The organism is Facklamia sp. P12945 (assembly GCF_050409485.1).
GTDB lineage: Bacteria > Bacillota > Bacilli > Lactobacillales > Aerococcaceae > Facklamia.
Genome location: NZ_JBNUPJ010000003.1, coordinates 101,931 through 123,196, shown reverse-complemented (window position 1 = coordinate 123,196; position 21,266 = coordinate 101,931). Strand labels below are relative to the sequence as shown.

Here is a 21,266-nt window from a genome sequence, read left to right as displayed (position 1 = left end):
GAATCAGTAGAAAGATTATTTGGCACTGCCAAGGAGCATCATGGCTTTCGATAGACGCATTTAATTGGAAAAGCCTTGATGGAATTCAAAGCAGGGCTGACTTTTGCTTGTTTAAACATGAAGAAATTGGCAAACATATTGGAGATGAGAAGCTAAAAAGGCTTCGCTTTTTTTATTTTCATGTGATTTATAACTAAAATAAAGACAACCCCTTTATTTGAGATTAACTCACAAAGGGTTTGTCTTCAGTCTGAATCAAGTCAAGACTTCTTGACTTGATTTTTGGTCGGTTTTTAGTTATTTCTGATTTCATCTTCTTTAACTGAAGTTAGGCGATCAATTTCCTTAGTCGCATTATCAGTTATTTGCTGAATATCCTTTTCATAACGTTTTAATTCATCTTCAGTAATTTCACTATCTTTTTCAAGTCGCTTAGCTTCATCCATTGCATCTCGACGAATATTTCTTACTGAAACTTTTGCATTTTCTTGTTCTTTACCGATTACTTTAACTAATTCTTCTCGTCTTTCTTTAGTCAATGCAGGTATCACAAGACGAATAACTTCACCGTCATTTGTAGGTGTAATTCCCACATCACTCATCATGATTGCACGCTCAATATCTTGAAGCGAACTCTTATCATAAGGTGAAATTACTAACATTCTTGCTTCAGGTGTATTAATTGAAGCTAACTGGTTTAATGCCGTAGGTGTTCCATAGTATTCAACCATGACACGGTCTAAAATACTAGCATTAGCAACTCCAGCGCGAATAGTTCCTAATTCACGTTGAAAAGCTTCAATTGATTTTTGCATTCGGCTTTCAGTATTTTTTAATATATTATCAGCAGCCATTTTCTTCCTCCTATATGATCCATAGTTATTTTATTATACCATATTTAAGCATTGTAAGAAAAGTTAGAACTAATCATGATTAGTTCCAACAGTTGTTCCAATATTTTCACCAAGAATGACACGTTTAATATTCCCAGGTTCGTTTAAGTTAAAGACAACTAATGGAATGTTGTTATCCATAGACAAGGAAGAGGCCGTAGAATCCATTACTTTTAAGCCTTTAGAGATAACATCCAAGTGGGTTAAATTTTCATATTTAGTAGCTGTTTCATCCGTCTTTGGATCTGCACTGTAAACACCATCCACATTGTTTTTAGCCATCAGAATAACGTCTGCTTCAATTTCAGCCGCTCTCAAAGCAGCAGTGGTATCTGTTGTGAAATAAGGGTTACCAGTACCACCAGCGAAAATAACTACTCGACCCTTTTGAAGATGACGAATCGCACGTCTGCGAATATAAGGCTCAGCTACAGCACGCATTTCAATAGATGTTTGAACTCTTGAGGGGACATCCAGATTTTCTAATGCATCTTGCAAGGATAAAGCATTCATTACAGTTGCTAACATACCCATATAATCTGCTTGTGCCCGGTCCATTCCCATTTCAGCACCAATCGATCCACGCCAAATATTTCCGCCCCCTACAACAATAGCTATTTCAATGCCTAATTGATAAACTTCTTTAAGTTGTTGGGTAATTGAACGGACTGTCGCAGGGTCAATGCCAAATCCATTTTCACCTGCTAAAGCCTCTCCACTCAGTTTTAGAATTGCTCTTTGATATTTTGTTTTAACCATTATTCTCACCCTTCTTTTCCTTTAAAAAGACCCCAGCAAAAACTGGGGTCTCTATTAAATGTTGTAAATTACTTGCCCATTTGAGCGGCTACTTCTTCAGCAAAGTTATCTTTACGTTTTTCAATTCCTTCTCCAACTTCAAAACGTACATACTCAGTAACTTTACCCCCTTTAGCACCAACATAATCTGCAACTTTTTGATCGCCATCTTTAACGAAAGCTTGCTCGTTCAATACGATTTCGCCGTAGAACTTATTCATACGACCTTCAACAATCTTGTCGACAATCTTTTCAGGCTTGCCTTCGTTTAATGTTAGCTCGCGTTGAACAGTTTTTTCGCGTTCAATTACTTCAGCATCTACATCTTCACGATTTAGGTATTTAGGGTTGATTGCAGCAACATGCATCGCAACGTCTTTAGCTACATCTTCATCTTTAGAATCTGCAACGACAGTTAAAACACCAATCCGTCCTCCTTGGTGAGAATATTCACCGAAGACATCATTATCCCCTTTATTTAAAAGGGCAAAGCGACGGAAAGAAAGTTTTTCACCAATTACAATAGTTGATTCTGTAATTAATTCTGCGATTGTTTGTCCATTAACTTCCAAGGCATTGGCTGCTTCCATATCAGCTGGTTTACCTTCAGCAACAGCTTTTACAATATCATTAACTAATGTAATGAACTTGTCATTTTTTGAAACAAAGTCTGTTTCAGAGTTTACTTCAACTAATGCAGCAGTATTTCCATCAATATAGCTTGCAGTTAAACCTTCTGCAGCGATACGGTCTGCTTTCTTAGCAGCCTTTGCAAGTCCTTTTTCACGTAATAAGTCGACTGCTTTGTCCATATCTCCATCAACTTCAACTAAGGCTTTCTTAGCATCCATCATTCCAACACCAGTCATATCACGTAATTCTTTTACTTGTTTTGCAGTTACTTTTGCCATCTATAAAATCCTCCTTGGAAATATCATTCAATAATGTGCTACCTTAATTATTATATCAAAATTATTCAGCTTGCTAAAGCCTAATGTATGTATTTTCATAAAAAAGCTGTCTAAAGATGCTTGGCAACTTTTGACAGCTTTTCTTAATTTATTTATTCAGCTTCAGTCGCTGGAGAGCTTTCAGCTTCTTCTGATTCTGTATTTTCTTCCTTGTTGTCAAATAAGTTATCAAAGAATTGGCTATCCCCTTGCTCATCAGTGTCCACGTCAATTTGACCTTGATTTGCTTCAATTGTTGCTTCTGCCATAGAGCTTGTAATTAATTTAATGGCACGAATGGCATCATCGTTTGCTGGAATAACATAGTCAATCTCATCAGGGTCACAGTTAGTGTCCACCATCGCAACAATTGGAATATTTAATTTACGAGCCTCTTGAACCGCGATACGCTCTTTGCGTGGGTCTACGATAAAGATCACGTCAGGTATTCTTGGCATATCTTTGATACCACCTAAGAATTTTTCTAATCGATCCCACTCTTTACGTAATTCACCGACCTCTTTTTTAGGAAGCACATCGAAAGTTCCATCTACTTCCATTTGCTCTAAAGCTTTTAGACGACGAATACGTCCTTGGATGGTATCCCAGTTTGTTAATAAGCCACCTAACCAACGGTGGTTAATGTAGTACTGACCTGCTCTTTCAGCTTGTTCTTCAATTGCTTGCTGAGCTTGCTTTTTAGTGCCTACGAACAAAGCAACGCCACCATCAGCAACTGCATCTCGCATGAAATTATATGCTTCATCTACCAACTTAACCGTTTTTTGTAAGTCGATGATGTAAATACCGTTACGTTCTGTAAAGATGTAACGTTTCATTTTAGGATTCCAGCGACGTGTTTGGTGTCCAAAGTGCACACCAGCTTCTAACAATTGTTTCATTGAAATAACTGCCATATTATAAACTCCTTTTGGTTTTGTATTTTCCTCCGCTAGTTTCATTTAGCTATTAGACTCATGAGAGCACCCTAGTAACTATCCACTAACGTGTGAATTGTGCCTAAGCACTCTTATAAATATAAGCTATTCGATCAAAAAATGCAAATGAATTTTTGCTTTTAAACTATTTTAATTCAACTTCACTTTTTTCACTCATACATTTGCTTTATAACGCTCCATTCGGCTAAACTAAGAGCTAGGAGGTGTCAGCATGTCATCATTATATACTTATTTAGAGCAATATGGTCAATTAAGCTTTCAAGAGGAACCCTTTAATGAACTAGATGCTGCGATTATCTTAGAACTAACCTACCTCCCTATCGATCGGTTTTTTACCGATTCAATGGATTTTAAAGATGGTTTAACTTTTAAGCATCTAGCTAGACTATACCAACCCTTTAACCAATATTTTCAAGAAACCGATCAAACAATGGCCAATCCTTTTAGGAGTCAACTGATTAAAAAAATCGCAGACTATCGTCGGTTTAAAAATTTAAGAATTAGTGGTTTTTTAAACTCAATAGACTTTAAATTAGAAACTCAGTCAGCCTTTCTATTAGTAGATTTAGGAAACAACTTCCTTTTCGTTTCTTTTCGTGGCACTGATGACATGATAGTAGGTTGGAAGGAGGATATCATCCTCACCTACCAATCATCCATTCCGGCACAAATTATTGCGAGCCAATACCTTGAAAAAGTCATTCAAGCTCATCCGACCAGTCATTTAATATTAGGAGGACATTCTAAAGGAGGCCACTTAGCTCTCTATGCAGCTAGCCAAATGTCTCTTGAAACTATTAGTCAGATTAAATTAATTTACACTTTGGATTCACCTGGCTTTCATACCGTTAACTTGCGTCAAAATAAGATGAAACGTGTGAACCAAAAGCATATCCGTATTATTCCTGAAGATAGTATTATTGGTAACTTGCTTTTCCATGATCAAAAAGCCATTATAATTAAAAGTAAAAAGCGTGGACTGATGCAACATAATCTAGCAAATTGGAAAATTGAAGGGAAACAATTTCAACGAGCGAAACAATTAACAATCACCAGCCAAAGTATCAATCAAATCAATAAAAACTGGATCTTGCGAAACTCTCCCGCTAGACGAAAACGTATTATCTCTGCTCTAATTGACTTAATTGATGCCTGTGAAGCGCAATCGATTAACCAACTCATTAATCAGCCAACCTATTATCTTAACAAAGTTCATTACCGTTTTAGACAATTTGACCCATCCTTGCAAAAGGATTTGCGTGATTTTGCTAAACAGTATATTCAATTTTTTAGAAATGATTTAAGACAATATCATTTAATAAATCTCAATCAATCGATTATCGAAGCGCGAAAGAACTTTAAACAAATGGTAAAAGTATTTTATAATGCCTTTGGCAGCGATAAAAAAAAATCCTATTCTGATAAATAACAGAATAGGATTTTTTTATTTTCTAGACCTAGGCGGTCCTAGAATTTCTGACCATATAATGGCTTCTTTTAACTGATTGGAATGGTTGGTAGAATCCTCTCGAGAGCTTAATCGTTGAACCTGCATTGGTTGACTAAACTCAGCTAACTCTTCCCCTTCAATAATGAATTGTTCCATTTCATAGTCCATATCAGAAAAATCATTAAAATCTTGGGTAACCGTTGAAGATTTAGCGATTAAATCTCCTTTGCTAGGATGCTCTTGAAATTCATTCACAAAATCCTCGTAGTATTTAGCAATTTCTAATAATTTTTCACGGTTAGGGTGATATGCCGACAATTGAATAGCTTTATCTTTAACTGCTTGAGGACCTTGCTCAATCAATTGATTTACTTGTTTTTTTAAATCGTTAGAAAAAGATTGTATATCCTTTCGATATTTTCTTTTTAAACGATCGATTGTTTGAGAATCTACATCAATCTTTCCTTCTTGAATTTTATTAACTTCTGATTCAAATTTTTTCTCTGATTCTTCATCGGTCTCAAAGAAATTATCGAGATTGGGATACTTTTCATGATAAGTAGTTATTTCTAATTGATCTAAACTTTGAAACATTTTATCCTTAATGGAATCAAAAGAACCATTCTGACGATTCATTTTTTTTATTTTTGAACCGAAATAGTTGATAATAAATCCCAGAATTATTATTTCAAAAAATCCCATTATAATCACTCATTTTCATTATTATGTGGCGTACCACTTTTTGCAATCGATTCACGCATTTGTGTATCTGATTGAATATTTTCTAAATCATAATAATCCTTAATACCGATACGCCCATTACGGAAGGCTTCAGCAACAGCTAGAGGAACTTGAGATTCCGCTTCAACCACCTTGGCACGCATTTTCTGAACTTCGGCAATATTTTCTTGCTCTTGAGCAACGGCTACTGCACGACGCTCTTCAGCCTTAGCTTGAGCAATCTTCTTATCTGCTTCCGCTTGATCGGTTTGTAATTTAGCTCCAATATTACGGCCGACGTCAACGTCAGCAATATCAATCGAAAGTATTTCAAAAGCAGTTCCTGAGTCTAAACCTTTTCTAAGGATTGTTTGCGAAATGGAATCGGGATTTTCCAATACAATGGAGTGGGTCGAAGCTGAACCTACAGTCGTTACAATACCTTCCCCTACACGGGCAATGATTGTTTCTTCACCCGCACCACCTACTAATCGTTCAATATTAGCACGTACAGTAACTTTAGCTTTGGCTTTAACTTCAATACCATCCATAGCTACACCTGCAATAACCGGTGTTTCAATAACCTTCGGGTTAACTGAAACTTGAACGGCTTCAAAAACATTTCGCCCTGCTAAATCAATAGCGGCAGCTTGTTCGAACTCTAAATCAATATTAGCACGCTGGGCAGCTATCAAGGCATCAACCACTTGGTTAACGTCTCCACCTGCTAAAAAATGAGCTTCTAATTGATCAGTTGTAATCGGTACACCGGCTTTGGTGGCTTTAATTAAGGGATTAACAATATAAGCAGGCTTAACTCTTCTTAAGCGCATCCCTATTAAATCACCTATTGAAACTTTAGCGCCGGAAAAATAAGCAGTTACCCATAAGCCAATTGGAACAAATCTTAAGAACACTGAAATCAAGAAAATCAGTAATAAAATAATAACTACAGTCATCACTATGGGTGACCCTTCATCCAGATAAAAATTATCCATTCATTTCGCTCCTTACATAAATTTTTTTGTCAACAACTTTGACAATTTTAATCGGTTGGTTAGCAGCTATCATCTCTTCTAGACTGTATGCTTCAAAATAATGATCATCGACTTTTATTTTACCAACCGGCCTCAAGCCTCCTACCGTTATTCCTTCTTTACCAACTAAGCTTGCAAGATAAGTATGATCCTTAGTCTCTGAATTGGAATTTGCATCTTTGTTAATTGCTTTATCCAAGATAAAATCGGGACTAAACTGCAAATTGTAACCCATCTTATTAAAAATCAAGAATAAAATGAGAACAATCGCTAAGCTAGCTAATACAATTAGAGTAACAGTCGATAAATCTTGAAACTTTAGCCATAAACCTAAAATAAAAGCGATTAAGCCAACTGATCCTGTTAAACCTAAATCTGGTATATACACCTCAAGAATCAGCAATATGACACCAATCATAAAGATTAAATAGTGCAATATTGCCTGGCCTTCTATCCCAAAAAACATGGCAAAAAGAACAGCTGCAATGGACCATAATAACCAAGTCCAGCGCGTATATAATGATACTACTAAAGCACTAATTGCTAGAAAAAAACTTATAAGCATGAAACCACCTTCTTTAGTTAAATTATATCATGAAATTGCTTTCATTAGTAGCAAAATCATGCGAACTAAAGTCTTATAATTTCATATTTAAATAAAAACTCCTAATTAAGGGTAGGCACTGCACCCCATAAATAGGACAGAATAAAAACACCTTTGTTAGGCTGCTTGTTGGCGTTTTAATTCGATTTTGAGTGGATTTATCTCGCTAAGTTCTTCGAATCCTTTGCTATAAGTCTATTGTTTACCGCCGGCTTGATTGAAGCGCTAGGTTTGACTTTAACGATCCCAAGGCCAGCAAATTTTTACTTGAGACGTGTTCTTAATGTTTCATTCATCTATTATTTGATTATTAGTCCGGCCTTCATTTTTCATTTCAATACATTTCGATTTTGTTTCTGCAGAGTAAGCTAGGTGATTAACCCTAATCAAACACCTCCATTAAATTCATTTCACACGAATTCAACGGAGGTGTTTTTATGTTTGCCTCACTATTTGGGGTCAGTGCCTAAATCAGGGAGGGAGTTTAATAAAATTAATTAAAATCTTGATTTGACTCTTGATTATCATCAGCTACTTGCTTAAAAGAGTCGTATTTAGCAATATGTAATAACTTTTGTCTTTCTTCGTAAGAATAAGTCTCACGCTCTAGGACATCGCGCTTAATTATTTTGTAGATAGCGGAAGCTATCGGAACTCCTAGCAACATACCAGCTACTCCGTATAGTCCCCCGCCAATGGTTACAGCGAATAAAACCCACATACCTGGCAATCCTATCGATCCTCCCACAACTCGTGGATAAATGACATTTCCTTCGAATTGCTGGATGAGAATGATAAAGATAATAAACCATAATGCCTGGGGAACCGATTGCACTGAAATTAATAAGGCACCAATAGCTCCTGAAATATAAGCGCCTAGCATAGGAACCAAAGCAAAGAAACCAGTTAGAGATCCAATCATTCCAGCATAAGGAAATCTAAAGATCCACATACCTACGGTAACTAAAAAACCTAATATGATTGCTTCAATCACAGATCCTGTAAAGAAATGTTTAAAAGAGTCATTCAATGTCGTTAACACATAAAATATTCTGCGTGATACCGGCTTACTAGTATAAGTGGTAACGATTCTTAAAAATTGGTCCATTAGTTTTTCTTTCGATAACAGTAAATAGATAGAGAAAATGAAGGCCAATACTCCATTAATAATAATAGAAGTTAAAGAACCGACCGTAGAGAGGGTGGTATTTACTACTCCAGTGATAAATCGATTTCCCATATCTTGAATACTTTTAAGAATATCAGCCCAATTTATTTCAAAACGGTCTAAGAATTCCATCGATTCTGCTGGTAACATTTTCTCAAGATTGGTAAGTGCTTCTTCTATGCGAGTAATTTGAAAGGGAACAGCTGTAATAAACTCTGTAATTACATTGTAAACTTGTGGTAAGACCAAGCCTAAGACAAATAACAATACTAAAATAATTGTTATAAGAGACAAAAGAATGGCGATCGGGCGTCGGTAGGGTTTAATCCAACTTTTATCTGAGACTTTCTTTAGCAAGTCTTCATAACGCACCATTAAAATATTTAAAACATAAGCAATCGCGAGGCCCGAAAGAATCGGTAAAAAAACTTGGCCTAAACGATTAATCCATGAAAAAATCACATCATAATTAAAGATTGCTAAGACTAAACCAGCAATTAAAAAGATGTAGCGAACAACAATTTTATCTAATCTATCAATTTGTTTCAAAAGCATTCCCCTTTCTCATGCATTCTATTCTAGCATCTTTTAGTCCTTTTTACACCATTTAGAAGGTATGTTTTCACTAGTTTAATTGTAAAAAAGGCCCTGATAATCAATCAGGACCCTAACTTATAGTAAAAGATTTAATTAGAAGATTTGGCAATTAATTACCGGATGCTAACCCTTCAAATTGCAAATGATCATTAGCTAAATCCACTTTTACAAGTGAGTTTGGCAGAATATCACCCGCTATAATCGCTTTAGCTAATGGATTTTCCAATTCTTTAGTAATAAAACGTAATAAAGGACGGGCTCCATAAATCGGATCATAACCTTTATCCGCTAGCCAATTGATGGCTTCTGAGGTTAATTGGAGTTCAATTTCTTGATAAGCCAAACGATGACGTAAATCTTTTAAGAATTTCTCTACTACACCTTGTAAATCTGCTCGAGTTAAAGGTTTAAAGAGAACGACATCATCAATTCGGTTGAGAAATTCAGGTTTAAAGTGGTTGCTTAAGGCTTGATTTACTTGTGTTTCTACTTCAGCTAGAATTTCTCCCTTATCACTCACTCCTTCTAATAATAAATGAGAAGCAATATTAGAAGTCATGATTAAAACAGTGTTTTTGAAATCTACAACACGACCTTTAGAATCAGTCAGACGGCCATCATCTAAAACTTGTAAGAGAATATTAAAAACATCTGGGTGAGCTTTTTCAATCTCGTCTAATAAGACAATGGAATATGGACTACGTCTTACAGCTTCTGTTAATTGGCCACCTTCTTCATAACCAATATAACCTGGAGGGGCCCCGACTAAACGAGAAACGGAATGCTTCTCCATGTACTCAGACATATCGATTCGAACCATGTGGTTTTCATCATCGAATAAGACTTCGGCCAAGGACTTGGCTAATTCTGTTTTACCAACACCGGTTGGACCTAGGAAGAGGAAGGAACCAATTGGTTTACGTGGATCTTGCAAACCAGCTCTTGATCTTAGGATAGCTTGTGTTACTTTTTCTACCGCTTCATCTTGCCCCATCACTCTTTGATGAAGCGTTTGATCCAAGTGCATTAACTTGGTTCTTTCTCCTTCAACTAAGCGACTGACTGGAATACCAGTTAACCTTTCAACTACTTTGGCTATTTCAACATCAGTCACACGTTCTTGAGTTAACCGTTCAGTATCAGACTGTAAAGTTTCTTCTGCTTTAGCCTCTAACTCTTTTAATTCTTGCTCTAAATGCGGAATTTCGCCATGCTGTAAGCGAGCCGCTGCTTCAAGATCATAATTACTCTGAGCTTCTTCTAACTGTCTACGCGCATTATCTAAGGCTTCTCGCTTATCTCTTAAAGCGTTAGAAGCTTCTTTTTCTACTTCCCAACGCATTTTCAGTTGATTGGCTTCTTCTCTTAAATCAGCCAATTCTTCTTGAAGATTTTCTAAACGTTTCTTAGAAGCCTCATCAGATTCTTTTTTCAAGGCAGCCTCTTCAATTTCTAATTGCATTAACCGTCGGTTGACAGCATCCATTTCAGTTGGCATAGAATTCATTTCTACGCGAATAGTAGCAGATGCCTCGTCAACTAAGTCAATTGCCTTATCTGGTAAGAAACGATCGGTAATATATCGATGTGATAAGGTTGCAGCGGCCACTAAGGCATTATCATGGATATTGACCCCATGGTGAATCTCGTAACGTTCCTTTAGACCTCTTAGGATAGAAATAGTATCTTCAACTGTTGGTTCTTGGACTAAAACGCGCTGGAATCGACGTTCTAAGGCCTTATCTTTTTCAATGTTTTCACGATACTCGTCTAAGGTTGTCGCACCAATACAGTGCAATTCTCCCCTTGCTAGCATCGGTTTTAACAAATTACCAGCGTCCATCGATCCTTCTGTCTTACCTGCACCAACAATGGTATGAATCTCATCAATGAAGAGTAAAATTCTCCCTTCGGATTCTTTTACCTCTTTAAGAACGGCTTTTAATCGTTCCTCAAATTCTCCACGATATTTTGCTCCTGCTATTAAGGAGCCCATATCTAAGGAATAAAGTTCCTTATCTTTTAAGTTTTCGGGAACATCTTTGCGAACAATTCGATGGGCCAATCCTTCGATAATGGCTGTTTTACCTACACCTGGCTCACCAATTAGAATCGGATTGTTCTTGGTTTTTCTAGATAAAATTCTGATAACATCACGAATTTCTTCATCACGACCGATTACTGGATCCAGCTTATTATTTTTAACCGCATCATTAAGATTCGTTGCATATTTATCTAGAGACTCATAAGTCTCTTCTTGGTTTTGTGATGTCACACGATCTCCCCCTCTTAATTTCTCAATTCTTTCTCTTAGTAGGGACTCATTAATAGCCTTTTGGTTTAACCATTTGGTCAAAGGATTATTTTTTTGCTTATATAAAGCTAGTAGAATCACTTCAGTGGCTAAGTATTCATCCTTATATTTCTTTGCTATTTGACTGGCGTCATTCAATAACTGAGTAAATCTTTGACTAAAGTGTTGGCCATATTGAATATTTTGACCGGCAACTTGAGGTAATTGATCAATTTCTCCTTCAATCACTGCTTGAAAAGCCGACCGATCAACACCTATGTCTTCATATAATTTTGCAGCATAATGGTCTGCTTGAATAAATATACGCCATAAATGCGGGATATCAATCTCTTGATGCTGTCTTCTAATAGCAATTTGTTGCGCTTCAGCTATGGCGCTTTGCAAAGTGGTTGTCATTTTTTCTATCATATTCTCACTCCTTAAGGTCAGAATTAGTCAAATTATTTAATCTATATTAAAAGCTCTCTCAAAGAGCTTAAATTGAGTATAACCTATTGGTCAGGAATGGTCAATAGGTTGGGGCAAAATTTTTAGGAAAAAATAAACTTCTACTAAATTACTTAAATTATTTTAAAAAGTAATTAATTTCCACTTGTATAGAATCTAAATCAATCAATGAATGATCCTGATAATATTTCTTAATAGTCTTTTGACTCTGATCAATTATAAAATTTAATTGATGCCAGTCTGAGAGGTCAAGTGCATATTCTTCAATTAATAGAGAAATTCGTTGTAAGACTATATCCTTAATTCGATTCCTTTCGATACTGATTAAGAGCGGAAAGCCACTACGAATATCTGTGGCGATCATTGAGGAGGGTAAAAGAAGAATCAGTTTGAAAACCAATTGATTGATTTGGTCTTGGCTAACTTTTTCAATATAAGAACTTAAATCCACCCGATGGTCTAACCATTGTTTAGTTTTTTGCAAGCAATCACCTTTCTTATTATTCAAAAAAATCTTTTCTTTCTAAAGATAGCTTTTCTACGTACTCCCATATCTGATCGGACTCTTTAAGAGAAGCTGCCTTTAAAAAGCTGGCCATCTTAACAATTTCTTTAAATGGAACCCGATGATAAGCAGGTTCGTGGTTGAAGTATGTATTTTGACTATAGGGTTGATCGATGATGGATTCCACAAATTCTACCGTATCTTGATAAGGAACAAGCGGATCATTTTCGCCATGCCAAATATATAAAGGGCGATTGGCTATCTTTTCGGCTTGCTTACTTAAATCTGACTGATAAATAATGGCAAATTCTTTATGTGTTTCTTTTAAAAGTTGATTATTCGTTAGACTTTGATTAGATGATGACTGGTTATTAATAATATTTTGATCAATCAACTTAGAAATGTGCGCACTCCCCATTAAGGAAACGGCTGCTGAAAGAAATGGGTGTCTACTGAGTAAAAGTAAAGTGGTCATTGCTCCCATTGACATTCCCGAAACTGCCACAAAATTATCCTTAGTCGTTGATTTAAAATGGTCGAATAATAATGGAAATTCTTCTATATTAGCTCGAAGAGCCATTAAAAAACCTTGCAATTCTAGCGACTTTCTATCCCCTCTTTTCCCATGTAAATAGGCATCTGGCATGACTACTCGAAAGCCTTGTCGGGCAATTTCCATACCATAATGTAAATGTTCACCAGCTGAGTTGGTCCACCCATGATAGAAAAAAACAAGTGGTAAGGGCTGATTCACTTGCTCACTAGGAGATAGAGTCCGTCCTGGAAGAGGGCCAAATGGCCCATCTTCAATCACAAAATCAGAAACCATGACATCCATTACATCACTCCTAAAGCTATCTTGGCATAGCGTGATAATTTATCTAAAGACCAGGGTGGATCAAAAGTAATAGTAACTTCAACATTATTAACTTGAGGAACATCTTCGAAAGTTCCATTTAATTCATCCACAATAACATCTGCCATTGGGCACATTGGAGTAGTTAGAGTTAATAAAATCTTTAAAATCCCCTCTTCAGTTAAATCGGCTCGATAAATCAAACCTAAATTAATTAAATCGACCCCTAATTCAGGGTCAATCACATTCGATAAACGATCCACAATCATACGTTCTTCATCATTTAAACTTTTTGTGTCGCGCATTTTTTCTAAATCCATTCAAACGCCTCACTTTCTTTGTTTTCATTCTACATCAATTCAAGCTTTTAGCCAATAATCATGAATAGTTGCCCTTAAGCTTTCATCTTTGCTATAATCGAAGCAATCTCTAAAGGAGGCGAATTAATGAGCCAACATATGATTGCCATTGATTTAGATGGCACTACTCTAAACAATCAATCCAAACTTACTCCTTTAACGATTCAAACATTGCAAAAATTAGATCACATGGGTCATTTAGTTTGTATCGTTACTGGAAGACCTTATCGGACTAGTAAAGAAATTTATCAAGTCTTAAACCTCGTTACACCTATGGTTAATTTTAACGGTGCCTATTGTCACTTCCCTGACCGACCTGAGTGGCTAGCAAGTTACTACCATGAGTTAGATCGTGAAATAGTCTTTGATTTATTTAACCGGCAAGATGAATTAGGCATTCAGCTAGTTTGTGCCGAAGGTAAGGAACGTCTTTATACTTCCTCAATGAATCTTCCTGAGTCACCCTATTATCCAGCCGAAGACGCAAGCTATCAAAAACTTTCTCGACAAACTCTCATTCATAATCCGATTGCTGTAACCCTTTTCACTTCGGAAGCAGACCAAATACCTATTCAAAAGAAAATCATGGCTAGCTATCCAAATCAAGTTTCTGTGCGAACTTGGGGGGGTGAAATACCCGTTTTAGAAGTGGTTAGTAAAAATTTACACAAGGCAGTGGGTGTTAAAACCATTGCTGACTTCTATCATATTCCTCGTCAAAATATTCTAGCCTTCGGTGATGAAGATAACGACTTGGAGATGATTGAATTTGCAGGTCATGGCGTGGCAATGAGTAATGCCATCCAACCCCTCAAAGATATTGCTAACGATATTACTGAGCATTCCAATGATCAAGATGGTCTGGCTCATTATCTTATCGATTATTTTAATCTTTCTTTTAACTAATAATAAGTTATTACTTTATTTCTGGCTTCACTTTGATATAATTTATTTGAAGAGAAAATTCTAATCTTGCTTATTGAAGGAGGCGTTATGATGTTGAAGCAACTTTTCAGTTTGAAAAAATTCAGAAGCTGCATTCAATCACTCTTTCTGAATAGAAACTCTTCCACTCAGCCTGCATTTCTTGGAGGTAACTTCTCAATTAAAATAATCAACTCACATACCCCCTAACCAATTTTTGGTGGGGGTATTTTATTTTATGTCAAGTAAGTGCAGAGACTAATTTGTGAAAGGAGTGTTGGGATTGTCATTAACTCAAACTAAAAAGAAAGGTTAAGGTGATCCAAATGCTTAAATTGCACGTATCTCGCTCCTAGGCGTTAATAGGAATAAAGTAAACCATCCTTTTAGCAAAAGTAATCAGAAACTAAAAAAGAGCAAAGGAAGAATGTACTGACTCCCTAAAGTTGGATTTCATGGTCCAACTTCTTGGGGTCACTATATCCCTTGCTCTTTTACTTTGTTTAGAAATCGTCATCCTCATGCTCGATTCCATCATATAATTGATCAAATTCCATCGGCAGGTTGAAAAAGCTAAAGTCTTCGGATTCCTCTTCTAATGGTCTGTCTACTTGAACTTGTTTCCTCATAGCCTTTTGTTGGTCTCTACTAAAGAAATGACCTACCACTTTATTCGAACGAATAAAGTTAATAAAAGCTTTAGGGTCTGTTTGTCGAATGGCTTGCTCTAAGGGGAACATTTCATAGCGGTTTAAAACAACCATTAAGACATCTCGTTTATCACGCGAGTAGCCACCTTGTCCTTCAAGAATAGTTACTCCTCGAACAATTGACTTATAAATAGCGTTGACTACTTCATCCGTATTATTAGTCACTACTAAAGCTGTAAGGCGTTGCTCATTGGTATGAATGGCATCAATTGTTTTAGCTAAGGCATAAATGGAGATCAAGGTATAAAGGGCAAATTCCCAATCATATAATAAGCCAGAAGCTAAAATAATTAATGAGTTGATGGCAAAACCAATGAATGCCACATTCATATCAGTAGCACGAGAAATTACCAAAGTAATAATATCTAAACCACCACATGACATACCATATTTAATAGTTATCCCAGAACCAATGCCACAAATCACTCCACCTATAATCGCATTAAGCAACGGATTAGAAGAAATGACTGTTAAAGGAATCATATTAGTTGCTAAGGAAGATACAAAAACAACAATTAAGGTCCAAATAGTAAACTGCTTTCCTAATTTCACCCATGAAAGAATAATAATCGGAATATTAAATAGAAAATAGATATTCCCTACTGTCATATAAGGACCTATAACTGGGATATTCACTGCAAAGTAGTTTAAAATTTGTGCTAAACCAGAAGTACCTGATGAGAAAATATTTCCAGGCATTAAAAAGAGTTTTAAGCCAATACCTATACATAAGGCAGCTGTTAAGGCCACCGTCAGTTCAAATAAAAAGTTTAGCCAAGGTCTTTGTTGTATATATTCAATGATCAATTTATTTTTCCTCCATTAAATCATTGGATTAGCAGATTCGCCTAATTTCTTTTCCAGTTCAACAAGTAATGCACGCGCAATACTAGAACCCATTACCAATACTTCATAAATTAAAGTAGGGTCTTGAGTGGCTCTTAGTAGGTTACGCAGGTAAATTTCACCATCTCCTGCCAAATAAAGGTTATAATAACCTGTTTTAGCTTCGTTTAATTCATTGATTGCTTCTAATGCTTCAGGGCGCTGATTATAATCTTTTAATAAATGAACATGACGGTAAATAATCTGAGCATCTAAATGAGCGCCTTTAGCATTTTGAATAATCACTTCTACAACAAGTCTACGCTCTTTACTCACCTTAAATTGAAAACGATATAGGTGGTTTCCGTCTTGAATTTCTTGGTAATTAGCAGGTAATTTCTTTTCTTTTAGTAAAGCATCAAATCTTTCTTTAAATTCTGACATTAATTTCCCTCTTTCCTCACAATAAGTGTAATCGAATTTAAGTATATCAAAGTTTGACTTTGAAACAAAGGATTGACTTTCACAATTAAATTGCATAGCTTATAGATAGAATCATAAAAAATTTATATTATTTGAAAAGAGGTAGGAAATGGATAGATTAGAAAAAGCTCAAACTGTTGAAGATTTAATCGAAATTATAAATCTTGAGGCTATTAAGCAGTTACCTAAAGCAACCGAACATTTTATTTCCGATTTACATGGTGAATTCGAAGCCTTTGATCATTTGCTACGGAACTGCTCAGGTGTTATTTCAATTAAGGTCGATGACCTTTTTCATGATACTCTAACTAAAGATGAAAGGTTAGAATTGTGTTTCAATATTTATTACCCAGAAGACTTGATATTAAATGCCAAAAAAACAAAAGATGAATGGATGACACTCCTAGATCAATTAGTTCAAATTACGCGCCATGTTTCTAGTAAGTATACCCGTTCCAAGGTAAGAAAAGCTCTACCAAAATCCTATGCCTATATTCTAGAAGAACTTATTTATCAATATGACGAAAAAGATAATAAGTCACGCTACTACCACACTATTTTTAACACCGTTATTGACCTCAATCTTGCTGACCACTTTGCCATGGCTTTAGCTCAGTTAATTCAACGTTTTGTGGTTGACCACCTCCATGTATTAGGAGATATCTACGATCGAGGACCAAATCCGGATAAAATCGTAGACCGCCTAATGGAAATTCCTTCGCTTGATATTCAATTAGGTAACCATGATATTATCTGGATTGGTGCCTATTCAGGATCATTAGCTTGTTTGACCAATGTTATCCGTATCCAGCTGCGCTATGGTCATAGTCAACTCTTGAAAGATTATGGAATTGACTTAAGTCGCTTAGCCAAATATGGCCATCGCTATTACCAAGACAATCCAGCCTTTCACCCTCGCGGAGATAATTCCGAATTAAGCCAAGAGGAAATTGATGAAATCACACTCATGCATCAAGCTATTTCGATTATGCAATTCAAAGTGGAAAGTCAAATTATCCAACGGCGTCCTGAATTCAATATGGAAGAAAGACTCTTACTGGATAAATTATCCGCTGACCGTCAAAGTGTCGTGGTTGAGGGCGTTGAATACCCAATTAAGAACGGTTGCTTCCAAAGGGTCGATTCTGCAGAACCCTTTGAACTGACTTTAGGCGAGGAATTAGTACTCTTAGACTTATTGCATCAATTCCAAAATTCTGAAAAGTTACAACGTCATATTAACTTTTTAGTCTCAAAGGGAACCATGTATAAGTGCTACAATGGCAACTTACTTTTCCACGGCTGTATCCCCACTCATCAAGACGGGGAATTTATGAAAGTCACCCTAGATGGTAAAGAATATAGTGGACGCAGTTTGATGGAAAAGTTTGGCGAATCGATTACACGAACTTTTCTAGATAAGAACTCTATGGATGATTTTGATACCGATTTAGTATGGTATTTATGGTGTGGTCCTGTTTCTACACTCTTTGGTAAACATGCCATGAAAACATTTGAACGTTACTTCCTTGAAGATAAAACAACCCATAAAGAAATTCAAAATCCATATTATGAGTTAAGGAATGATGAAGATTTTTGCCTAAAAATGCTGGCAGAGTTTGATTTAGAACCGACCGGCTATATTATTAACGGACACACACCTGTTAAAGCTGTTGCAGGTGAAAAACCGGTTAAAGCCAATGGAAAAATGTTAGTCATCGATGGTGGCTTGGCAAAACCTTATCAAAAAGTAACCGGCATTGCCGGCTATACCCTAGTAGATAATTCATTTGAAATTTATATCTGTGCTCACCAGCCATTTACAACCAGAGAAGATGCTATTGCCTCACGCTTTGATATCCTACCAAAGAAATATGTAGTGACTGAAAAACCAAAACGTTATTATGTTGCCGATACTGATATTGGATTAAGCTTGACTCGGCAAGCTAATGAATTAAAGAAGAACTTACCTACATATCGCTCGGATATCTTTGAACAATAAAATAGTTTCTCATTTAAATGTAGAGAGGAGACCCTCAAAAGAACGTTTTAAACGCTAACTTTTGGGAGTCTCCTCATGTTTATTTTAAATGAAAAAAATTTTCCTAACAAAAAAAGAAAGCCTACAGAATAGGCTTTCTGGGTCTTTTCTAACGTCCGCGTTCTCTGATACGTGCTGCTTTTCCAGACAATGAACGGATGTAGTATAACTTAGCACGACGTACTCTACCTTTACGTGTTACTTCTAATTTAGCGACACGTGGTGAATGTACAGGGAATGTACGTTCAACACCTACTCCATTAGAAATTTTACGAACAGTATATGTTTCACTGATTCCAACACCACGACGCTTAATTACTAAGCCTTCAAAGATTTGAATACGCTCACGTTCACCTTCAACGATCAGGGCATGAACACGAACATTATCTCCAGGACGGAAATCAGGAACATCATCACGTAATTGAGTTTGGGTAATTTTATCGATTAAATTACTCATTTTCATTTCTCCTTCCAACAAATATTCTTAAATAGTCTTTCTATTTAGCGGAATATCGTTAATTCGGGTCAATAGACCACTTAAACAATTATACAAGAAATAAAACACTTGTAAAGGCTCAATTGCTTAATTTTGAGCCAAATTTTTAAATTCTTCTAGCCACTGCTCTTCTTGCTTACTTAAGCTACGTTTTTTTAACATATCGGGTCTTCTTTCAACTGTTTTTCTCAAACTTTCTTTTTGACGCCATTGGTCAATTCGCTCATGATGACCACTCAATAAAACCTCTGGCACTTCCATTCCGCGAAAATTTTGCGGTCTTGTATATTGAGGGTATTCTAACAAATGATCTTGAAAAGACTCACTGACAATGGATTCAGCATTCCCGACAACTTCCGGTATTAACCTTACTGTCGCATCAATCATCACCATAGTCGGTAACTCCCCGTTGGTTAAAACATAATCACCTAAGGAAACTTCTTGAGAGACATAAGAACGGATCCGTTCATCAAAGCCTTCATAATGGCCGCAAATAAAAACCAACTCATCTTTTGTCGACCACTCTTGCGCCATAGTTTGCGTAAAGGGTTCGCCAGTAGGATCCACCAAGATAATCGGTGTCTTTGAATCTAAGTCGAGACTTTCTAAACACTCCACTATCGGTTCAGGACGCAACAACATACCTGCTCCACCACCATAGGGATAATCATCGACATGACCGTGCTTATTAACGGCAAATTGGCGAAAATCAAGGGTGGAAAACTCAAGAATCCCCTTATCTTGAGCAGCCTTCATTAATGACTCCTGCATAGGGGCAAACATTTGCGGAAAAAGCGTTAATACTTTAACCTTCATCAACAAGTCCCTCCATTAACTCCACCGTTACTTTTCCTTGAGCTAAATCCACTTCTTTAACAACATCATCAATAAAAGGAAGTAAGATATCTTTTTGTTTAGCTTTTTCAGCTTTAACCACCCAAACATCATTAGAACCTAAGGCCATGATTTCTTTAATCTTTCCTAATTTTTCACCTTGATTTGTATATACACTTAAACCAATAATTTGATGGTGATAATAAGCCCCTTCTTCTAGTTCTTGCTGGTCATCAGCAGGAATAGCTAAAGTTAGCCCTTTAAAGCTTTCAACTTGATTAATATTACTAAACTCTTTGAATTTCACAAGATAAGAACCCTTATGTTCTTGGAAGGATTCAACAGTCACTTGCTGGATACTTTTTCCGTCTTTCATTACAAATAAACGATTCTCTTTAGCAAAACGTTCCTCTATGAAGTCGGTGTCCATCAATAATTTTAATTGCCCTTTAATACCAAAGGTATTGACAATCCTTGCAACTTGATAATATTCCATATGTGTTCCTCCTGTAAATTCATTTGTAAGTTAAGGGTATAAAAAGTTGTGTTCTTTGTCTAAAGTTTTGAGTACGAGTTTACTCAGGGCACATACAAAAAGACACTAACTTAAGTTAGACTCAGTTTAGTGCCTTAAGATGGAATAAATAATAAGTTACCCTATTATTTTACTCTTCTTCATTATCATTGAGGTCATCAGCAATGACGATACGTGAGCGTTTTTGATCACGTAGACGAACACTGTAAACAATTGTTCGAATTGCTCGAATGACACGGCCTTTTCTACCAATAATTCGTCCTACATCATCAGGATGTAAGATTAAATGATACTCCATAAATTCTTCAGTATCATGAAGTTCAATTTGAAACTCCTCTGGGTGGTCTATTAAAGGTTCCACAATAGTTTGAATTAAACGTTCAATTTTTTCTGTCATTGAGAGCACATCCTTATCTTTTGACGCTATTGATTAGGCTATTTGCTTAATTTAGATTCGTGGAATTTTTGCATAATTCCTTGACTGGATAAAAGGTTACGAACGGTATCTGAGGGTTGTGCCCCATTTGCTAACCATTCTAAAGCCTTCTCTTCATCAATTACTAATTCTCTTGGTTCTGAAACAGGATTGTAAGTACCGATTTTTTCGATAATACGACCGTCACGTGGAGAACGTGCATCTGCTACCACGATACGGTAGAAAGGACGCTTCTTAGCTCCTGAACGCTTTAAACGAATTTTAACTGCCATGTATTTCACCTCCATAAGTTCTATCACAGTTATGAATAATAACAGAAAAAAAA

The 21,266-nt window shown here is 36.2% G+C and carries 22 protein-coding genes and 1 pseudogene; 4 read left to right on the top strand and 19 right to left on the bottom strand.

Annotated features, from left to right (window positions below; all coding sequences use genetic code 11):
• Positions 1-156: pseudogene (locus tag ACQV2X_RS01985) on the top strand (transposase); the annotation flags it as partial.
• 137 nt (positions 157-293) lie between these two features.
• Here the strand turns inward: ACQV2X_RS01985 and frr are convergent.
• The 4 genes from frr to rpsB all read right to left on the bottom strand — a co-directional run bounded on the left by frr (position 294) and on the right by rpsB (position 3,558).
• Positions 294-854, bottom strand: coding sequence for a ribosome recycling factor (frr, locus tag ACQV2X_RS01980; protein ID WP_428873934.1), 561 nt, complete (start codon positions 852-854; stop codon positions 294-296).
• Positions 855-923: 69 nt separating this feature from the next.
• Positions 924-1,652, bottom strand: coding sequence for a UMP kinase (gene pyrH, locus ACQV2X_RS01975; protein ID WP_428893212.1), 729 nt, complete (start codon positions 1,650-1,652; stop codon positions 924-926).
• A 68-nt stretch (positions 1,653-1,720) separates the two neighbouring features.
• Positions 1,721-2,602, bottom strand: coding sequence for a translation elongation factor Ts (gene tsf / locus ACQV2X_RS01970; RefSeq protein WP_428873932.1), 882 nt, complete (start codon positions 2,600-2,602; stop codon positions 1,721-1,723).
• Positions 2,603-2,754: 152 nt separating this feature from the next.
• A complete protein-coding gene (gene rpsB / locus ACQV2X_RS01965) occupies positions 2,755-3,558 on the bottom strand; it encodes a 30S ribosomal protein S2 (protein ID WP_428873931.1) in 804 nt (267 codons plus the stop codon).
• Positions 3,559-3,811: 253 nt separating this feature from the next.
• On the opposite strand from rpsB, the gene ACQV2X_RS01960 reads away from it, so the two are divergent.
• Positions 3,812-5,029: an Mbeg1-like protein gene (locus ACQV2X_RS01960; RefSeq protein ID WP_428873930.1), complete on the top strand. Its 1,218-nt coding sequence runs from the start codon at positions 3,812-3,814 to the stop codon at positions 5,027-5,029.
• 15 nt (positions 5,030-5,044) lie between these two features.
• On the opposite strand, the gene ACQV2X_RS01955 is transcribed toward ACQV2X_RS01960, so the two are convergent.
• The 8 genes from ACQV2X_RS01955 to ACQV2X_RS01920 form a co-directional block, all read right to left on the bottom strand.
• Positions 5,045-5,752 (bottom strand): hypothetical protein, encoded by a 708-nt coding sequence (locus ACQV2X_RS01955; RefSeq protein WP_428873929.1) that lies wholly within the window; start codon positions 5,750-5,752, stop codon positions 5,045-5,047.
• Positions 5,753-5,757: 5 nt separating this feature from the next.
• Positions 5,758-6,729 (bottom strand): flotillin-like protein FloA, encoded by a 972-nt coding sequence (floA, locus tag ACQV2X_RS01950; protein ID WP_428873958.1) that lies wholly within the window; start codon positions 6,727-6,729, stop codon positions 5,758-5,760.
• A 31-nt stretch (positions 6,730-6,760) separates the two neighbouring features.
• Positions 6,761-7,372 carry an NfeD family protein gene (locus tag ACQV2X_RS01945; protein ID WP_428875442.1) on the bottom strand — a complete coding sequence of 204 codons (612 nt, stop codon included), beginning with the start codon at positions 7,370-7,372 and terminating at the stop codon, positions 6,761-6,763.
• Positions 7,373-7,904: 532 nt separating this feature from the next.
• Entirely contained in the window at positions 7,905-9,128 is a 1,224-nt protein-coding gene (locus ACQV2X_RS01940) for an AI-2E family transporter (RefSeq protein ID WP_428873927.1), read from the bottom strand.
• Positions 9,129-9,285: 157 nt separating this feature from the next.
• Entirely contained in the window at positions 9,286-11,898 is a 2,613-nt protein-coding gene (clpB, locus tag ACQV2X_RS01935) for an ATP-dependent chaperone ClpB (RefSeq protein WP_428873926.1), read from the bottom strand.
• A gap of 157 nt (positions 11,899-12,055) precedes the next feature.
• Positions 12,056-12,421, bottom strand: a complete 366-nt coding sequence (locus tag ACQV2X_RS01930; protein ID WP_428873925.1) for a hypothetical protein — start codon at positions 12,419-12,421, stop codon at positions 12,056-12,058.
• A 16-nt stretch (positions 12,422-12,437) separates the two neighbouring features.
• Entirely contained in the window at positions 12,438-13,280 is an 843-nt protein-coding gene (locus ACQV2X_RS01925) for a serine aminopeptidase domain-containing protein (RefSeq protein ID WP_428893215.1), read from the bottom strand.
• Positions 13,280-13,618 carry a metal-sulfur cluster assembly factor gene (locus ACQV2X_RS01920; RefSeq protein WP_428873923.1) on the bottom strand — a complete coding sequence of 113 codons (339 nt, stop codon included), beginning with the start codon at positions 13,616-13,618 and terminating at the stop codon, positions 13,280-13,282. Before ACQV2X_RS01920 ends, ACQV2X_RS01925 begins: the two co-directional genes overlap by 1 nt.
• A gap of 126 nt (positions 13,619-13,744) precedes the next feature.
• Here ACQV2X_RS01920 and ACQV2X_RS01915 point away from each other — a divergent pair, with 126 nt between their 5' ends.
• The gene (locus ACQV2X_RS01915; RefSeq protein ID WP_428873922.1) at positions 13,745-14,563 is read left to right on the top strand and encodes a Cof-type HAD-IIB family hydrolase; all 819 of its coding nucleotides are present in this window, start codon (positions 13,745-13,747) and stop codon (positions 14,561-14,563) included.
• Positions 14,564-15,084: 521 nt separating this feature from the next.
• Here the strand turns inward: ACQV2X_RS01915 and ACQV2X_RS01910 are convergent.
• Together ACQV2X_RS01910 and ACQV2X_RS01905 are read right to left on the bottom strand one after the other, a co-directional pair.
• A complete protein-coding gene (locus ACQV2X_RS01910; RefSeq protein WP_428873921.1) occupies positions 15,085-16,098 on the bottom strand; it encodes a YitT family protein in 1,014 nt (337 codons plus the stop codon).
• A 15-nt stretch (positions 16,099-16,113) separates the two neighbouring features.
• On the bottom strand, positions 16,114-16,560 hold the full coding sequence (locus ACQV2X_RS01905; RefSeq protein ID WP_428873920.1) for a hypothetical protein: 447 nt from the start codon (positions 16,558-16,560) through the stop codon (positions 16,114-16,116).
• A 148-nt stretch (positions 16,561-16,708) separates the two neighbouring features.
• Between ACQV2X_RS01905 and ACQV2X_RS01900 the strand changes: the two genes are divergently transcribed.
• Positions 16,709-18,601 carry a fructose-1,6-bisphosphatase gene (locus ACQV2X_RS01900; protein ID WP_428873919.1) on the top strand — a complete coding sequence of 631 codons (1,893 nt, stop codon included), beginning with the start codon at positions 16,709-16,711 and terminating at the stop codon, positions 18,599-18,601.
• A 148-nt stretch (positions 18,602-18,749) separates the two neighbouring features.
• Here the strand turns inward: ACQV2X_RS01900 and rplS are convergent, their stop codons facing one another.
• From rplS to rpsP, 5 genes are all read right to left on the bottom strand, one after another.
• A complete protein-coding gene (gene rplS, locus ACQV2X_RS01895; protein WP_428873918.1) occupies positions 18,750-19,097 on the bottom strand; it encodes a 50S ribosomal protein L19 in 348 nt (115 codons plus the stop codon).
• 126 nt (positions 19,098-19,223) lie between these two features.
• Positions 19,224-19,952: a tRNA (guanosine(37)-N1)-methyltransferase TrmD gene (trmD, locus tag ACQV2X_RS01890; RefSeq protein WP_428873917.1), complete on the bottom strand. Its 729-nt coding sequence runs from the start codon at positions 19,950-19,952 to the stop codon at positions 19,224-19,226.
• Positions 19,942-20,466 (bottom strand): ribosome maturation factor RimM, encoded by a 525-nt coding sequence (rimM, locus tag ACQV2X_RS01885; protein ID WP_428873916.1) that lies wholly within the window; start codon positions 20,464-20,466, stop codon positions 19,942-19,944. Before rimM ends, trmD begins: the two co-directional genes overlap by 11 nt.
• Positions 20,467-20,635: 169 nt before the next feature.
• The gene (locus ACQV2X_RS01880) at positions 20,636-20,902 is read right to left on the bottom strand and encodes a KH domain-containing protein (protein WP_428873915.1); all 267 of its coding nucleotides are present in this window, start codon (positions 20,900-20,902) and stop codon (positions 20,636-20,638) included.
• Positions 20,903-20,940: 38 nt separating this feature from the next.
• Positions 20,941-21,213, bottom strand: a complete 273-nt coding sequence (gene rpsP, locus ACQV2X_RS01875; protein ID WP_428873914.1) for a 30S ribosomal protein S16 — start codon at positions 21,211-21,213, stop codon at positions 20,941-20,943.
• Positions 21,214-21,266: the final 53 nt, after the last annotated feature.

Excerpts from the sequence above, each read along its gene's own strand:
- trmD (WP_428873917.1), bottom strand. The coding sequence starts at position 19,952 with ATGAAGGTTAAAGTATTAACGCTTTTTCCGCAAATGTTTGCCCCTATG.
- floA (WP_428873958.1), bottom strand. The coding sequence starts at position 6,729 with ATGACTGTAGTTATTATTTTATTACTGATTTTCTTGATTTCAGTGTTC.
- rimM (WP_428873916.1), bottom strand. The coding sequence starts at position 20,466 with ATGGAATATTATCAAGTTGCAAGGATTGTCAATACCTTTGGTATTAAA.
- ACQV2X_RS01900 (WP_428873919.1), top strand. The coding sequence starts at position 16,709 with ATGGATAGATTAGAAAAAGCTCAAACTGTTGAAGATTTAATCGAAATT.
- tsf (WP_428873932.1), bottom strand. The coding sequence starts at position 2,602 with ATGGCAAAAGTAACTGCAAAACAAGTAAAAGAATTACGTGATATGACT.
- rplS (WP_428873918.1), bottom strand. The coding sequence starts at position 19,097 with ATGAGTAATTTAATCGATAAAATTACCCAAACTCAATTACGTGATGAT.
- ACQV2X_RS01880 (WP_428873915.1), bottom strand. The coding sequence starts at position 20,902 with ATGACAGAAAAAATTGAACGTTTAATTCAAACTATTGTGGAACCTTTA.
- rpsB (WP_428873931.1), bottom strand. The coding sequence starts at position 3,558 with ATGGCAGTTATTTCAATGAAACAATTGTTAGAAGCTGGTGTGCACTTT.
- ACQV2X_RS01915 (WP_428873922.1), top strand. The coding sequence starts at position 13,745 with ATGAGCCAACATATGATTGCCATTGATTTAGATGGCACTACTCTAAAC.
- ACQV2X_RS01905 (WP_428873920.1), bottom strand. The coding sequence starts at position 16,560 with ATGTCAGAATTTAAAGAAAGATTTGATGCTTTACTAAAAGAAAAGAAA.
- frr (WP_428873934.1), bottom strand. The coding sequence starts at position 854 with ATGGCTGCTGATAATATATTAAAAAATACTGAAAGCCGAATGCAAAAA.
- ACQV2X_RS01960 (WP_428873930.1), top strand. The coding sequence starts at position 3,812 with ATGTCATCATTATATACTTATTTAGAGCAATATGGTCAATTAAGCTTT.
- ACQV2X_RS01920 (WP_428873923.1), bottom strand. The coding sequence starts at position 13,618 with ATGGATTTAGAAAAAATGCGCGACACAAAAAGTTTAAATGATGAAGAA.
- ACQV2X_RS01925 (WP_428893215.1), bottom strand. The coding sequence starts at position 13,280 with ATGGATGTCATGGTTTCTGATTTTGTGATTGAAGATGGGCCATTTGGC.
- ACQV2X_RS01955 (WP_428873929.1), bottom strand. The coding sequence starts at position 5,752 with ATGGGATTTTTTGAAATAATAATTCTGGGATTTATTATCAACTATTTC.
- clpB (WP_428873926.1), bottom strand. The coding sequence starts at position 11,898 with ATGATAGAAAAAATGACAACCACTTTGCAAAGCGCCATAGCTGAAGCG.
- pyrH (WP_428893212.1), bottom strand. The coding sequence starts at position 1,652 with ATGGTTAAAACAAAATATCAAAGAGCAATTCTAAAACTGAGTGGAGAG.
- ACQV2X_RS01945 (WP_428875442.1), bottom strand. The coding sequence starts at position 7,372 with ATGCTTATAAGTTTTTTTCTAGCAATTAGTGCTTTAGTAGTATCATTA.
- rpsP (WP_428873914.1), bottom strand. The coding sequence starts at position 21,213 with ATGGCAGTTAAAATTCGTTTAAAGCGTTCAGGAGCTAAGAAGCGTCCT.